The organism is Pseudomonas sp. DSV-1, assembly GCF_035830915.1.
GTDB lineage: Bacteria > Pseudomonadota > Gammaproteobacteria > Pseudomonadales > Pseudomonadaceae > Aquipseudomonas.
Genome location: NZ_JAYMYG010000001.1, coordinates 2,595,151 through 2,610,601, shown reverse-complemented (window position 1 = coordinate 2,610,601; position 15,451 = coordinate 2,595,151). Strand labels below are relative to the sequence as shown.

The window sequence follows — 15,451 nt, the reverse complement described above, 5'->3', positions numbered from 1 at the left end:
CGGAGCGAATAAAACGGCGGGAAAACAGACCGCAGAGCCCATTTCAAGGTTCTCGGTTCAGGCTTTGTACGCCATCAGGTACTCACTACGCCCTGTTTGCTCGTCAATCTGCTCCTTGACCACCCCAAAGCCCTGGGACTGATAAAAGGCGAAACTGGGCGAATTCTCCTTGTAAACAGCCAGTGTCAGCTCATCGCGCAGGCTTTTTACATGCCCGAGCAATTGCTTGCCCAGGCCTTTGCCTTGCTGGTCGGGATCGACAAACAGCGCTGCCAGTTGATTGCCCAGCAGACAACAAAACCCCAGAACCCGGGATTGGTCTTCAATCACATAGGTCTCAGAAGCCGGGATGTAAACGTCACGCATCGCCTCTAAATGCGATTGCCAGTAGGAAGCGTCGATAAAGTCATGGGCCTTGATGGATGCGCTTAGCCAGATGTCCAGAACCCGTTCCATATCGCGATGTTCAAATGCTCGTATCATGTGTCCATTCCATTGGGGTTTGTGCGCAGACTCGTGCAGTGCAAAGCTGGGGATTATGCAGCAAACCAATGGCCATGCATTGATCCAGGCAACCTGCATGACAAAGCTCGAGAGATGGTTGAAATGATCGATGGGACTGGATTGGCCCTGTGGCGTATTTTCAAGCTTGAAATCTGACCAGCGCTGACCCTGATACCCCCAGTCATAATTACGCATAATGTATATTATGTTAAATCAGATGCCATGTTAGAAATGTTCATGAGGCTCGTAAAGCACTGATTAGACAAACCCGCTATTGGCGTCCACTCTCTCAACGGGCCATGTACTTTGTGTTCATGGCGAGTCATTGAATGAGGTGGCTGCCAATGAAGCTGATTCAGTGTCGTTTCTCGTCAGTCTAGCGGCGCCATTGCCCAAGCTAGTGCCATTCATCTACGTCTAGCTCAAGCTCAAGCTCAGACATCGTGCATACAACACTGCCTCAGAGCACCTGCATGCGATCCAGGCTTTCTACACCTATGCTAAAAGCCGGGAGCTGGGTTTCTCCCGACCGCACTCGTTACCGCAGCCTGACAGATACGCAACTTCGGATCGTTCGCACGCTGGTTCGCCCGGGCGCCGAGGAGAATCCGTTCCCGGAACGATTGCAGTTGCGCAATCAGTTCCGACGTTCACAGGAACAACGCCTCCTGCTTTCCAGGCTCGTGGAAGCCGCCGACAAGTCTTCCTTTGAAGGGATGAACAAGATCACCGCCCCTCTGCTTCGAACCCTTACCCTTACCCTTGCCCCGGGAGATGCCGAGTCAATCGATTGGACAGGATGCATCCGACTCTCAATCGGGATTTTATATTCATAGCGAGTTACTAATAAGGTAACGAGCGATATTCCTTATCGCATAAGTTGAAGACGTCAAAAATGTATCAGAAAGCAAGTCAAGTGGGAGCCGAGTTAGTCCCTGCATTGGGAATCGCCGACTCTCGTAATCGGACTGCGTACAATGCGGCGAAAATATCTCGAATGTATTTGGGGCGTTCAATGAGGGGAATGACTGGGAAAAAATCCAACATGTCGATTATCGACTCGTAGGAAAAACGCATTGCTGATGACGGCAACAGCTTTGTTCGTCTGTTTATATTTCAGCGAGTGACATATGCGTTATTACTAATAACATTGGCTATCTGCCAAGGACGCATGTTGGTCTAGATTTAATCGTTCAAAGCGCCGCATTCGAACCCAGTTCGAGGACATGCTTTAGGCATCTCCACTCGAGAGCCATACCACTGAAGTTTTTTTGATTTTAATTTGCCATCACTGAATTGCTAGCCTAGGGTTCCTCATTACACTGGGCATACTTGGTCACAGACGGCACGCAGGCCTCTCACGAGGAATACCAAATTAGTGTGCTTCGCCAACCTTGAGCTCTTTAGTGTCCAAGTTGCGGTTGATTTCAATCAGTTTTTTGGCAAGCGGACTGCCAATCAGGCCCGCTTATTAACGCAAGGAGCATCTCATGGTAGGCAAGGTCACTGTTTTCAACAGCTACAACGAAACTATCTCAAAACTGCTAATCGCCAACAACGACGCAGGCCCCATCGCAGGCTGGTCAACTGGCACCAACCCGCCGCTATACACTCCATCGGCACTGAGCGTGAAGCGCTCGAAGTATCCCTCGACGGATAACACGGCCGTATTCTCTTACGGCGACAACGTGCTAGTTTTCCCATGGGCCAGCCGAACCGGTAATACCACGGTCAATATCCCAGTCGATACGAGCCTCGATGACGACCTGATTCTGTATCTCACGCAGAACCAAGCGATCCTGCTTACGGCGCGTGGAGTCGTGCTCAAAATCACCTCGATCACCACCAGTTTGAGCGCTCAAGCCGCTCAACACTGACGGCCCAGATAACCGTGCGCCGCGATCACCTAATCGCGGTGCACTGCCCACGGCAGGGTGATTGAAGACGCCATTTGCTCATGCAGATCGAAAGCGATGCCGTTTCAGGCAACCGCTTCGCTTTAGCACACAGGGTTTGATGCGGTATCAGCTCGACGGAGATCGTGTATCCGATGGAACGGAAAACTGACCTGATCTTCACGAAAATTGCGTACGTCGACGGCTTCGCGCTGTATTCGACAGTATGTCCATCTGCTGTCCGGATGGGCTTCCTGCTGTTGCCGGGCGGTCCTGACCTTGCTCCTTCCGAGTTAACGCTGTTGCAGGCTTGGCAGCAGTCGGGGTACTTCCTGTTTTATTCCGCGTCACAATCAGAGCCGCTTAACCCGTCCTCTATCGTGGTGGCGCTCGGGATCAATGAGCCTTACCACACCGTACGAGGCGTGGCGTGGCTGATCCAAACCCCGCCACAGCAATGGGCCTACGTTAAGGTACCTCTGCTGCAGATGTCACCAGACAGCGGAAAAGTCGGAAGCTCCAACGGCGTTCTTCCGTTCGGTCATGTCGAATTGTTCCTGCCGAGCGGTACGCCATTGAAGCTGCTCCCGGACGTTGGAAAAGCCAGTTTCGCCGGCAGCGGTATTGGACTGCGTCGTCATGGCGATCAGGGTACGCCACTGGTACCAGACAACTTCACGGTATCCCTATCGTTTGACCCGGCCTCTCCTGGACTGTTGAGTTATACATCACTTTGGGATGCATACGATTTATTCGGGGTGTTCGCGGATGACCCACAAGCCGATGGTTTTCCGGGGGGAGAGTTGCGCTATTTTTACGTGGATCCGCAGACGCAAGGATTCAAGCAACTGCGCTATCCTGTCTTGCCCCCCCTGCCCCAAAGCGACTGGCCGTTGCTCGCCTTCGACTGTGAGATGGACCCGCTCGCCCCGCTTGATGGTGCGCGAACTCGCTTCCTGTTTCAGTCGCAACCACTTGACGAGCTGGTGTCGACAGTCGCCCGAACCGTAACGGGCGAACTCGTTACGATGGTCCCGATTGCTCCGAAGACCGGGGCGCGGGCAGGGCTCTATCCAGCGGCACGGCCCGGCAGTGGCAACTCACCTGCGGCCTATCTCGCGCCATTGGGGCCGTTCCTGCTGACAGTGCCGCGCGGCATGGCAAAGCTATCGTGCGGCATGCTCGGTACCGAGTATCTGCGTGTTGCAAGTGGTGATGTCATCGAGTTCCTTCCTTCGATGCCGGGGTGTTCGAGATCGTTTGGCACAACCCACCTCAGCCGGCAACCGTTGACCTTGGGGGACGAGACCAGACCGGTTCTCGAAGGACCTTATTCGACATCCTGGGTACGCATTCGCCCGGGGTCGACACCAGCAACGCGCGGTTATTATGCGCAACCGGGCGCTTCGGTGAGTTTTGGCCGCGGAGCGGTGGCCATAGATATGTACTACCCATCGGCCGTGTCATCTCTGGTCTCGACGCTTGAGTCACCAACGGCCGACGATAATAGCTCTGAAGCATTTCCGATGGTGTTCTACGGTGGCGTTTTCGCGCTGGCCGATTGCGACGTTCAAGATGGCGCATGCTTGACCAGCTACGAAAAACAGGTGATTGCCTGCCTCCGTGGCTCTCTGATTCGTGGCAGCGCACCTGCCTCTCCCCTTTTCATCAGCGAACAGGGCACGCAATTGCCAGGTGCCCGCACCGCAACACCGCAGGGAATGTTGGTTCAAACCAACACGGCCGCGTTCTTGTCGGAGCTCAAGGGCACTGCAATTCCAGAGATCGGCACATGGCGTTCGCTGGTACTTGCACGCTACGGCGAGCAGACGCTGTCGTTCGACGCAGATCAGGCAACCGGTGTGGTGGACGCGCATCTGGCAAGCACGCTAATGCGCGAACAACTGTTTCTTGTCGTCAACGATTGGGAGCGATTCCCGTACATCAGTCGCTTGATCGAGGTCGCCGGCTTTAACTTCGAAATTGCGCGCGCGCCAGGCGCAACCACCGGCCGAGACACTGTTCTGGTATTCAAGTATGCAACCACGCAGAGCCTCGCCGATCTGATCAGTGCACCAGAAGGTTGGGCAGATACCGACTATTTTATCGGCAACCCCGCAAGCGTGAGGTACGCACAGCTCAAGCTGCAAGAGGCCCTGAACATTGCGCAAAGTGCGCGTCGCGATACCGACGATCCGTTCTCCGACTTCCGCATCCGGGCTATGGACCCTTCCTGGACCGGTATGCTTGCATTCAACGCACCGATTAACGGCAACGGTATGCCGGAAGATCTGCAGATGCTGTTGGCCGGCATCGATGGACAGTTAACCGCCCACCACTTCGGCGTACAAACCAACCGAATTGGCGACGGCGCGGACCACGAACCAGAGATACTCGAAAGCTCCTTGTTCGGCGTAATCTACCACCACACGAAAGACACCCAATCATCGCCCTCTGGGGATAACCAAACAGACTACGCATTCGTTGTTCAGGAACTTGCAGTCGCGATCAACAAGTCGATCGTCACCCAGTTCCACTGCCGGGTCGGCATGACAATCCAAAGGCTGTTCGGCCGTGAGGTAAAGCTTGGGGGATCAACTCCCAACCGAGGGATGGTACCGAACACAGTGGTAGTGGCGGGCCGTTATCAGAAGCGTGGCGACGTCGGCACAGTCACGTTCAACGACGGGGAGCATGGCAGATTCGAGTTCAATCCTGACGGCTCACACATCCGCGTGATCGATAGCCTACTGATCAACGGCGCAACGCTTGTACCGGTCTCAACGCACGACACATCTCGGGACACGTCCGTGAATACCGACACCGTGATTGCCTCGCGTTTTGCCTTAAGCGGTACGCTCACCTTCGCAGCAAATCCCTTTCCCGGTGTGGAGGGGCTCGACCTGTACTCGTACGGTGCGGGAAACGCTGGTGTTGAGCTGAGCAACCTCGCGTTCAAAATCACCTGCAGCCTCAATGCGGAAGGCGCGCGTATCGGCCCACCTCAAATCGCGCCTGACCTATCCGAGCTCATGGCCGCTGACGATCGCAACGGACTACGCACGGGTGCACTGGCGCGCATGCTGCCGCTTAAGCTCCAGGCCATCCTGCATAACGAGGCCGGACTCGACATTAGTGCGCTCGGAGCGCTGCCTGTTCAGGTGCCGATGCTGACTGGAGTCGAGACGAGTGTGCCAGTAGTGGCCATACCCAATGCGGGTTCATCCGTCGCCGGTGGCGTCAATACGATCAAGACCCAGGTGGCGTATATCGCTTCGAAGCCGCAATACGCACTGCAATTTTCACTGCCGCTGGGCTCCCTTGGAGCGTTGGCGGATGCGCACGCCACGCTCGACGCGTCCCTCATCGTCGCCTGGGGACCTAGCACCTACACGCCCGACGACGATGGCGCTGCGCTGTTTGTACTGCTTCCGCAGGTCACCGCAGGCGCATTCGGATTCAATCTGCAGGGCCTACTGAAAACCACATTCTCAGCGGCCAACCTTGGGCTGGTGAAAACAAATGAAGGGCCCGCTTATGTGCTGATGTTCAACAACGTGGCACTGAGTGTGTTTGGTATCACGCTTCCGCCGAAGGTTCTCACCGATTTCATCCTGTTTGCGGACGCCAGAAATCCTGGCGGCGGCAATCTGGGTTGGAGTCTTGCAGCCACGCAGACGTCATGAAACTCGACGATCCCATACTCGCCGCACGCAGTATCCGTGCCCTGATGAGGGCACTCAACGACTTCTACGGCTGGAGCCTACCGATCAAGGTGCCGGTTGACTCGCCTCTCGCCGGGCTGTGGGCGGTTGCCATCACTGTGCAGAAGGACCCGGTATCCGGCGTGCTTTACATCGCGAACGGCAGCACGGCCTATCCGCTAACAGAGATCCTGGAAGGAGCCGTCGACGCGCAGGTTCTCACCAGCGACGCCCAGGCGTTGCCCATCGGTTACATCACCCACCGTAGCGTTAAGGCAAGGAGAAACAAGCATGAGCAAGCCGTCAGCAAAATCACCACAAACAAAAGCGCCCGCAAGCAAACCGCCAGCAAACCGCCCGGTCGCCCTGGTAAAGGATGATCCACCCGCTACGAAACTAGTCTTTGGCCTCAACTTTGATCTCCACGGGACGATGGTGCCGGTGTCAACAGACGACATCTCCAAGATGAAGACTGAAGGCATCGACTTCACGCTACCGGAGCCCGTCGACCTCGGTACGCTCAACGACTTCACGGCCTGGTTTAACAAGCAGTTCGGAGTGAATATTCCAAGTGCCGATCAACTGCCAGCACCGCTCGACAAGATAATCGGAAAGCTTGCAACGCTAGACGTTGCGGTTGAACAGTTCCATATAAAGGTGCCGGGTACAGCATCCAAAGATCAGAACAAATTGTTCACCCTGGCCATGTCGGCAATCTGGCCGGACGGTGAGGGGATTGATCTGATTCCCGGCGTATTGTCCATCCAAGGCGCGGTATTCGGTGCAACCAACGAATCACCGAAATCGAAATCAAACGGCTGACACGAGCCCTGCCCATGACGCGATTCACGCTAGATGTACAAGCCACCCTCCAGTTGCCTTCATCATTCGATGTTGCGGCTGCTGGTGCCAATGCGGCAGGTTATGGCCTGCAGTTCGGCTTTGCAGTCGGCGACGGCCCCACACAATTCGTGTTGGGGCCGCAATCGACGCAGCAGCCTATCAGCCTGCGCACGCTCATTGAGCGAATTGCAAAGATGTTGGGCATCGATGCCTTGAAGCAGATCGCACATCTGAGCTCTTCGCTGCCCTGGAGCAAGATCTTTGCTGTAGAGATCGCTCCTTATCTGACGGTTTCAATCGGCGAAGAAACGGCGGTACAACTGGTTGTGAAGCTCTTCGAAAAGGGCGATTACGGCATTAAACTTGGTGGCAACTATGGCCCTATCACCGTTGAGCCCAACTTCACGGTCTACGACCTGATCGTTGGTTACGACAAGTCGAAAGGTGGTCTTGACGTGAGCGCCCGGGTTCAGTTCTCCGAACAGGAGTCGTTCAAAAAGCTGCAACGCCTTGAGGCTGGCCAATTACACCGCGGGTTTCCTGGCAGAGTGTTGGCCGGCCTGCAGGAAGATGAAGACAAGAAGACGTCTGTAGTTAGTTATCCGTTTCCAATTCCCTCACAGGGCACCAGCAACTTCCAGGTGAAATATCTCGGCCTCGGACAGCGATTTGGGCCGACCGCGGACTTGACGAAGGATGATCCAATCAAAGAGATGTTCAACGAACTTGAATCGGTGTTCATCACCAACGACCCCCGCAAACTGCTCGAAGGATTCGGTAAGTATTACGACCCGTCGCGTGACTGGTTCGTTGCTGCGCACCTGCTCGTGCGCGGCTGGGAAATCCGGGCTGTCTTCAATGATCCCGTACTCTATGGGTTGGAGATTACATGCTCGCTCGATCAGTTTGAGGGGCTGCTTTTCGAGATCTTGTACCAGAAACTCGGTCCGCATCTAGGCGTCTATTATGGCGCACTGACGATGCCCACCAAGTACCGTCAAATCAACCTCGGCGCTGTGGCGCTCACCCTGCCCTCGTTCAAAATTTGGATATACACGAACGGAGACTTCAAGGTCAGCGTTGGCTGGCCGCTTGGTTCGGAGTCAATCGGCTTGCAGGTTTACATCTTCACCGGTGGCTGCGGTTTCTACTTCGGAAAACTTCGAAGCGGCGACAACCCGACAAGCGCAACAATGGCTCTCAAGGCAATCGGTTCGGCGGCGGTCAAGGACGTTGTAGCCTACAACCCTATCGTGACATTCGGCCTCGCGATGTGGTTCGGGGTTGGACGATCAATAAACGCGGGGCCTTTTTCGGCTTCGCTGTCGCTGACTGCGCAGGGTACATTCCAGGGTATTCTCGCGTGGCGGGATGCCGCAGGCAGCTCTGTCTCAAGAACTCCCGATTATTATTGGTTTGCCGCGACAGTCGGCATCGTCGGTCAATTGCAGGGCGAGGTCGACCTCGCCGTCGTCAAGCTATCGGTACTTGTGAGATTGTCAGTCGTGGCCGGCATCGCGTTCGAAACCGAATACGGCACGATCATCAACATAACCGCGCGCGTGGATGCCGAAGCACGCATCAAAATCTTCTTTATTACCATCTCGGTGGGCTTCCACACCACGATATCAACTAGCTTCGAAATCTCTGGCGGCAAAGCCACCGCAAGTCTAAATGGCCCGCTCAACCCGGCCTTCCATGGCATGAACGACTGGGCACATCGCGGAATCGAACACCACGAGCGCAGCTTGCTTGAACATCGCGCCCGCCTGGTCAGCGACGCCGCTTCGGCTGGCCAGCCAGCATGGAGTCCCACCGCCACTGCCGGACCTGCCGAAGTGGCGCTATCATTCCTGCTTCAACCATCGGTGGTCTACGCCGGAGACGCTGGCAGTGCAGTTGGCATTGCCACGCTGATCATCAGCGCACCTGGGTCCGACGCGCCGAATACTACAACTGCACTCGATACACTGCTGACCACGCTGGCGACCTGGCTTCTGCGCACCTGGTCAAACAACAAAGGCAGTTGGATCGATGTGGTGTCAAACCTTGGCCAGGGTCGTGGTCTGACGCCCGCAGATTGGGACACGAAACTGGAGCACTGCCTGTGCACTGAGGTGAATTTCACGCTTAACCCAGTCGATCTAGGCACGGCTGTAGGGGATTGGGCGCTGTTCCCCATGTTCGATTGCCTACAAATGACCTGGGCCGGGAACGATACGCCCGTCGTGTTCGCTGATCATGCTCGTACCTACGCGGATTACCGCCAGGTCGTCGAAGCATACTTCGCACAGCTTTCGCTCAGCATGCTTACCGATAACCCGGACAGCCGTGGCGCGCTTCGCTTTGGTACCGCGAATGCAGATTCGCCGAAGGGTCCGTCGCTGACACACTACATCTTCGGAGACTACTTTCTGTTGATCTGCCGTCAAATGGCGAGCAGCCTCGCGGATAGCGAACGGTCTGGCGGTTCCCCAAGCGCACTACCAGACGACGCGTTGGTACGAACATTAGGTGGACTGAGCTCACGCTACCTGATGAACGGGATGCGTATCCCTGACCCCGCTACCACCCCGGCCGATTTTACAAAGGTTGACCTGGCGACGCTTGACATCGGCGCAGGCTATGCACTCAACGGGCAACAGTTCACCGTTACCACGACAAACGGCGCGCAGCCCGCCTCCCTCACGGCGACCCTCTCACTCGCACCAGCCTCGCAGGGCCCGGTTTTTAAGGTTCCGGTTAAGTTCGCCAATGGTGACAGCAGTGTCACCTCCACCCTGCCGGTGGAGGCCGTACCCCCGGTGCCACGGCCGATCTGGCATCGCCGCAGCAAACTCCTCGCCGCATCGCCTGATATCAGTATTGCGCCGATTCCAGCGGTGCGCAGCGAAGCAATCTGGTACGCCATTCGGGAGCGCCTTCCGTGGCAGTGCCAGGAGGAAGCGCGCTTCTTGGTGCCGCTCCCTCCTGCCCTGCTTCGGCAGTATGCCGGTGCGCCGCTCACACTTACGGTCCAGACCGGTCGTCCGCAAACCCGCGACTCGGCCGGAACCCAAAAAATTATACCGGCCCTGATGATTCAGGTGCCAATCTCCGTGGTTAACCGTGCTGAAGCCGGGAGCGTTGACTCTGGCGGCGGCCCGGTAAACCCCTACTACACCGATATTTACCGTGTCGGCGGTTCAGACAACGAGACCCGTGAACGCATCCACGCGCTGCTCAGCGCAAACTCGCTGGTGGGGGCGACCGTCTCTGTGCTGTATAACGCCGACACCACGGGCTTTCAGTCTGGCGTGCTTTCGTTGGCCACACAGCCTGTACTGCTCGCAAAAACCAACCTGTCGACCAGCAGCGAACCTTCCCTGGCCAACCTGCAGATGCGGGAGAGTATGCTGCGCGTGAGCGACGACACGTTGGGCCCGGTTTCCACGTTATTCCCTGATCCTGATCACCCCGACACATCGGAAAACTTAAAACGCATAGAAGCCCTGCTTCAGATGATTTGGGAAGTCAGTGTTACCCAATCTGGCGGCTATTTTATGCGGTACGCCGATGCAACCGGCCAGCCACTTCCCGTACGTATCTTCACGCCCAAGGGGCAGCCGGCTCCGATTGATGGGATTCCGAACGGTGACACAGCCACCCTCACACTGCTCGTGAGTTTCCCAGAGTCAAACACGTTCCAACCTTGGCACAATGCATTCGCGTTCACGCCGCAAGCCAGCGTGGACGGTACGCTCTACATCGGCATCGCTGACGCAGCAGGCAATCCGCTCCTGCAGTACCAGCCATCCTATCCGCCTGGCTGCATAGGCTTCGAGGCCGGCTGGTCGTTCGCGAATACGATGCTCACACGCGAGTCCGGCACGCTGTATGACGCCGACTGGATCGCCGCGCTCTACCATTTGATGCAATTTCGAGTCGATGGCGCAGCTGCCGGCAGTGCGGTGCCATTTGACACCTCGTTGTGGAGTGTCGCACTGAGCCCCTCGACTGACAGCGCCGACCCCGATGCATACGGAAACACGAGACCCGCGGGCTTCGACGCCAGCAGCCAGACTTACCGGCAGGTAGTGCCTGCCTATCGCTTCGTAGCCAAGGGCGCAAAAGTCGGAGACACGGCGCTCCCCTACGCGGCCGTCGGCGGAGAGCCAGCACTGACGTTGCGGGTCAACGATGTGTTCGGTAACGCACTTAATAGTGCAGCCGACACATTCACAATCAGTTTCCCGGTGCGTTACAACGATGCGCTAATTGCTCCGATGGAATGGCCAGGCGTGCGCTGCGCCTATCGATTTGAAAAAGACCAGCTGGAGTTATCGGTACATTTCGACTCGGCGCTTGTGATCCGCACCGATCCAGCATTGGCTCACGTGCGCGTGTATGGGTTGAGCCCCGGCGCCGTGGCAACCGCTGAAGACCGTGCCAAGCAGCAGATCAGTACCGCGTTGGGCCGCTATGCAACCGTGGCCGCCCAACTGGCGGACCCGCATACGACAGTGACCATTACGCAAACGGTCCTGCCCTCGAACGGCGGGAAGATCGGTGATGGGGATGTCATCAAGAACGCGCTCGCTATGTTCGCAAATAGGGTAATCGAGGAACTCAATACCGCACTTGCCGGAGGCGCCGCAGAGTCTGTGCCCCTGGTATTGCAACTGCCATTCGACAAGACCGACCTCGCAAACCGCAGCGACGACCTGTTTGCTGTGACGGTCACGCTCACTTTCGAGCGGCCCGCCGATCTGGTGGACGAGATGGCACGCACCGGCATGCCTGGCGCAGTAATGGTGGCAATGCCCGTCGCTGCCGATCTTGACCCTCCGGCTGGAGGGACCGTTCGTGCGCAAAAGCGCGCAACGGCTGATGGTGGAACGCCTGTCGAGGACGTCGGTCTCGACTGGTTCGCCAAACAGTTCGAGGCCTGTTTCATAGGATTCGACGGCGCCAACGGTATGGCTAGGCTCGCAGTGCGCACTGACTCGCAGAGCTCGGCGACCGGCAATGGCGGCGCATCGCTGTGGTGCATGCGCTGGAGTAAAACTCACGGTATAGACGTAGATTTTCGGCAAAACCAGGCGAGCTACTTCACACTGCTACCACTCAATAACAAGCTTATGGATGGCCCCGCGCAGGTGCCGGTCTATGATCTCGATACTCTAACGCCCACTTACACCCGACAGACGTTCAGCGGTGTCGATATTGACGCATGGGCGCAGAGCTTCTTATCCGCCGTCGATGAAATTCTCGCCCCGGCCAACTGCATCGTAATAGCCGCTCTTGACGGTAGCGACTACCAGACACTTATGGGGTACAAAGCAACACTGGCCAAGGCCTTGGCAAAGGGAGTCGGACCGGTATTCCCGTTATTACCGAGCGGTGACCTCAGCGCTGCCCAGGATCAATACGAACAAAGCGTGTTGACCGCCCTTTCCACTGCCTACTCGGTTTCTGCTGTCGTACAGATGCCGGCTGACGTGACGGTGGTAAATACTGCGGGGGTCGGATCTGTGCCCCCGCGCTTCTTTGGCAGCCTAACAGCCGGCGAGCCCGCCGCCACACCTGCATCCGCCTGCAGCATTACCAGCGCCAAGCTACCGATCGTGACAAGTACTGCGTCGCAACCCAGTCTTCTCAACTTCCTGTTGACTGCGGCGCATGCTGGTGAAGATGCCAACCTGCATCTGGACCTCACGTACTCTGCGCGCTTTGTCGAGCATCTAATCGAGGAAGCGGAGTCAGCCTATGGGTATACCCCATCCGAGTGGCTACGCTTCGTTCTCGATTTAACGCAAGACCCATTGGCCTTGCCGCTGGGGATAATCGATGCGCCAGTACCAGTTCGCAAGTTTCCCGCCTCTCCAGTCCTACTGACACAACGTGCCGAGCAGACGAAACCAGTCACCGTCCTTCACTCGGGCGCTGCAGTGCTGCAATGGAACTACTCCACGAGCCTGGTGTTGGCTGAAAAGGAGGCGCAGGACGAATTATGGATGAAGTTGACCTACAACCAGCCGCTCAGTAACCAGCAGCTTTTTTCGTCTGCATCGGAGCTCGGCACAATAGAAGCGGTGTACGAAGCGCTGGCATCATTCATGGCAGCCTGGCCGGTTTTGAGGCCCGCCGTAGTCGCCCTGCAACAAGTGGGCATTGGTACGCAGCCAGGCAAGCCAACACCACGACAGGTAATCAGTGCACTGCTCGATCAAATCTCAGTCGTCACTTGTTCATGGGCGGCTTTGCGAGGTCTATCAGGCAAGGGACCTCACTCCGCAATCAGCGACGAAACACCGCTGGCACAGTCAAGCACGGACTATGTGCTTAATTTCATTCACGCGTTCGACGAACAGAAATCCTTGCAATTGTTCGCCAGCGGGACGTGGGTTGGCGATCAATGCGACGGTGCGTCCATCATGTGGCCGACCATTAATGGCCAGGCTCATGGCGCAGTTTCGCCTGCAGGAAATGACGCGCCCGATGGTACAACTTGCTGGTTCGTCACGAGCTACCCATACACGGAGCTATCCGATACGGCTCCAGGCTCCCTCGAATTAGTATGGGAGGACCTCGACATTGCAACGCGGCAAACCGCACTGTCGAAGTGGTGGATCGTGCGCAACGCGAATCTTGCCGGTGCTGGTGGTGCCCAGACCAACCGAGCTCTGGTCTACCAAACTCCACACGTTTCATTCGCCTCGCCGGTGGTTCCAATCATCACGATGCCAAGCGCTACATTCGACTCAGGTCCGTCGCTGGTGGGAGCGATCGTCAGCGCGCTGACGCCGCTTGCCGAGGCCACCAGAGCCGCTGCCAAGGATCGTCTGCTGAAAATCACCATCACGCACAGCTACCAGGTTGCGGCAGCCCCCGAGGGGAAAACCGGGCTATGGAGCGACCTGCCGATCCTTTTAGCCAACGATCTTCAACTCACGACCGAAGCGGCTGATGGGTTATCTGAAGGCTCCATCACGTTGGAGGTGTTGGCCAGAAAACTAGCAGATGACTGTGCCCGGTGGTTTGAGATCATGCAGCCATGCACCGCAAATGCCCTACTGCGTTTCGACGTGACACTCTTCGCCAACGTGGACGGCACTCAGGTACCGATCGTATTCGCACCGTCGCTGGACATCCAGGTGCCGAATGGCTGGTGGCCGAAACCGTGATTTGGACAAGTTAGTGGGGGCTCCAATGACAGGACAAGTTTACATAGCGAACATCAGCAGTTCTGTGGCGAAATATTTCGTCAACGGCGCACTAATCGACATGCCGGCCCGCAAGATGAACCCGATTACTAGCACACCCTATTTCGTGCTCGTGGGACGCTCACTCTATCCGGACCCACCTAGTTCGTTTGCATTTGGAGACAATCCTTTTTGCGCAAGTTTCGCTGACTACATTCCACCCGAAACAGGGGAAATGAATTGCACTATCACCATCTCTCCTGACATCTCGATCAACGACGATCTGATCCTGTATGTGTTTAGAAACATGGCGGTACTGCTAACAACACGAGGTGAAGTTGTATCAACTTTTACAAGCTAGTCCTGGAGGGCTTCAGCGACGCCAGACAGTATTTTGGAGGCAACTCACTAAATCGCCAGTAACTCAGTTATGTAATAGTTTGCGCTATGTGAGTAGCCCCCATACCAGGCAACACAGTGACACCTATGAAAAGTTAGACTCATTGCACTCACACAACATGAGGGATCGTATATGTTGAAAATCTCAAGCGTCTTGGCTACCGCAATAATCATGGCTGGATTAATCTCTACAAGCCACGCTGCCGAAACCGATACAGCCAAGGCTCGCGGCAAGAGTATCGGGACAGCGATCGTATCGTCGCAAGCTACAGGCGACTGTCCTTCCAGTGACCGCGGAGCTAGCGCCACTGGGTCGGCTCCCGGAACAGACCACGCCGCGTGCACGGCAGCAAAGAACGCCGCGAGGGAGACACTTCGTGGCAAGGTGAATAAGGCTTGTGCGAAGTACATCACATCGACAAAACCTTGTGAGGTCATTAACTGAATATCTTTGGCTGAACACCTTAAATTCCGCCGCATGACCTGCGGCGGCAACTGTAACAGGGCGCGCTCGACGCGCCGGGTGCTTCTAGGTTGAGATCCAGCTGGTCGATGGGCCCAAAGTTTTTGATCTCAAGCCGCGTAACGTATTGGGCTTTCGTCAGGTAGGAGTCCATGCCCTCCTTGGTCTCGGTATCAATCCGCTCGGTAGGTGCAGCAGCCTCATAAGTTGCAGGTTCATCCTCACGCTCATCCACGATGGGTCTCGGGAATTCCCATGAAGTCCTGCTGAGCTCAGCCGAGAGCTGACGCCATAGAGCGGCATGTGCGCGATGGTCGCTTTCCTCATGCCAGCTAGGGGCGGAAGCGTTCGATGGCGCCGCTGCCTCGATGCACATAGCTCTCGCAGTCTAAAGAACACTTTCTCGGCGATTGTCACGTTGGCTTGCTGGCGGCGGTGTTTAAGACACTACTTTTCGTA

The 15,451-nt window shown here is 56.4% G+C and carries 7 protein-coding genes; 6 read left to right on the top strand and 1 reads right to left on the bottom strand.

What is annotated here, in order from left to right:
• Positions 1 to 57: 57 nt before the first annotated feature.
• Positions 58 to 483, bottom strand: coding sequence for an N-acetyltransferase (locus VSQ83_RS12170; RefSeq protein ID WP_326426890.1), 426 nt, complete (start codon positions 481 to 483; stop codon positions 58 to 60).
• Between the two features lie 1,511 nt (positions 484 to 1,994).
• Between VSQ83_RS12170 and VSQ83_RS12165 the strand changes: the two genes are divergently transcribed.
• The 6 genes from VSQ83_RS12165 to VSQ83_RS12140 all read left to right on the top strand — a co-directional run bounded on the left by VSQ83_RS12165 (position 1,995) and on the right by VSQ83_RS12140 (position 14,491).
• A complete protein-coding gene (locus tag VSQ83_RS12165) occupies positions 1,995 to 2,381 on the top strand; it encodes a hypothetical protein (protein WP_219261902.1) in 387 nt (128 codons plus the stop codon).
• 173 nt (positions 2,382 to 2,554) lie between these two features.
• Positions 2,555 to 6,085, top strand: coding sequence for a hypothetical protein (locus VSQ83_RS12160; protein WP_326426889.1), 3,531 nt, complete (start codon positions 2,555 to 2,557; stop codon positions 6,083 to 6,085).
• Positions 6,082 to 6,483 carry a hypothetical protein gene (locus VSQ83_RS12155; protein ID WP_219261904.1) on the top strand — a complete coding sequence of 134 codons (402 nt, stop codon included), beginning with the start codon at positions 6,082 to 6,084 and terminating at the stop codon, positions 6,481 to 6,483. Before VSQ83_RS12160 ends, VSQ83_RS12155 begins: the two co-directional genes overlap by 4 nt.
• Positions 6,395 to 6,925, top strand: a complete 531-nt coding sequence (locus tag VSQ83_RS12150; RefSeq protein WP_219261905.1) for a hypothetical protein — start codon at positions 6,395 to 6,397, stop codon at positions 6,923 to 6,925. The genes VSQ83_RS12155 and VSQ83_RS12150 overlap by 89 nt, the downstream gene beginning before the upstream one ends.
• Before the next feature lie 14 nt (positions 6,926 to 6,939).
• Positions 6,940 to 14,112 carry a hypothetical protein gene (locus VSQ83_RS12145; protein WP_326426888.1) on the top strand — a complete coding sequence of 2,391 codons (7,173 nt, stop codon included), beginning with the start codon at positions 6,940 to 6,942 and terminating at the stop codon, positions 14,110 to 14,112.
• A gap of 25 nt (positions 14,113 to 14,137) precedes the next feature.
• A complete protein-coding gene (locus VSQ83_RS12140; RefSeq protein WP_219261907.1) occupies positions 14,138 to 14,491 on the top strand; it encodes a hypothetical protein in 354 nt (117 codons plus the stop codon).
• Positions 14,492 to 15,451: the final 960 nt, after the last annotated feature.

Bases quoted from the DNA above. Each gene is read 5' to 3' on its own strand.
- VSQ83_RS12170 (WP_326426890.1), bottom strand. From the start codon at position 483: ATGATACGAGCATTTGAACATCGCGATATGGAACGGGTTCTGGACATC.
- VSQ83_RS12165 (WP_219261902.1), top strand. From the start codon at position 1,995: ATGGTAGGCAAGGTCACTGTTTTCAACAGCTACAACGAAACTATCTCA.
- VSQ83_RS12160 (WP_326426889.1), top strand. From the start codon at position 2,555: ATGGAACGGAAAACTGACCTGATCTTCACGAAAATTGCGTACGTCGAC.
- VSQ83_RS12155 (WP_219261904.1), top strand. From the start codon at position 6,082: ATGAAACTCGACGATCCCATACTCGCCGCACGCAGTATCCGTGCCCTG.
- VSQ83_RS12150 (WP_219261905.1), top strand. From the start codon at position 6,395: ATGAGCAAGCCGTCAGCAAAATCACCACAAACAAAAGCGCCCGCAAGC.
- VSQ83_RS12145 (WP_326426888.1), top strand. From the start codon at position 6,940: ATGACGCGATTCACGCTAGATGTACAAGCCACCCTCCAGTTGCCTTCA.
- VSQ83_RS12140 (WP_219261907.1), top strand. From the start codon at position 14,138: ATGACAGGACAAGTTTACATAGCGAACATCAGCAGTTCTGTGGCGAAA.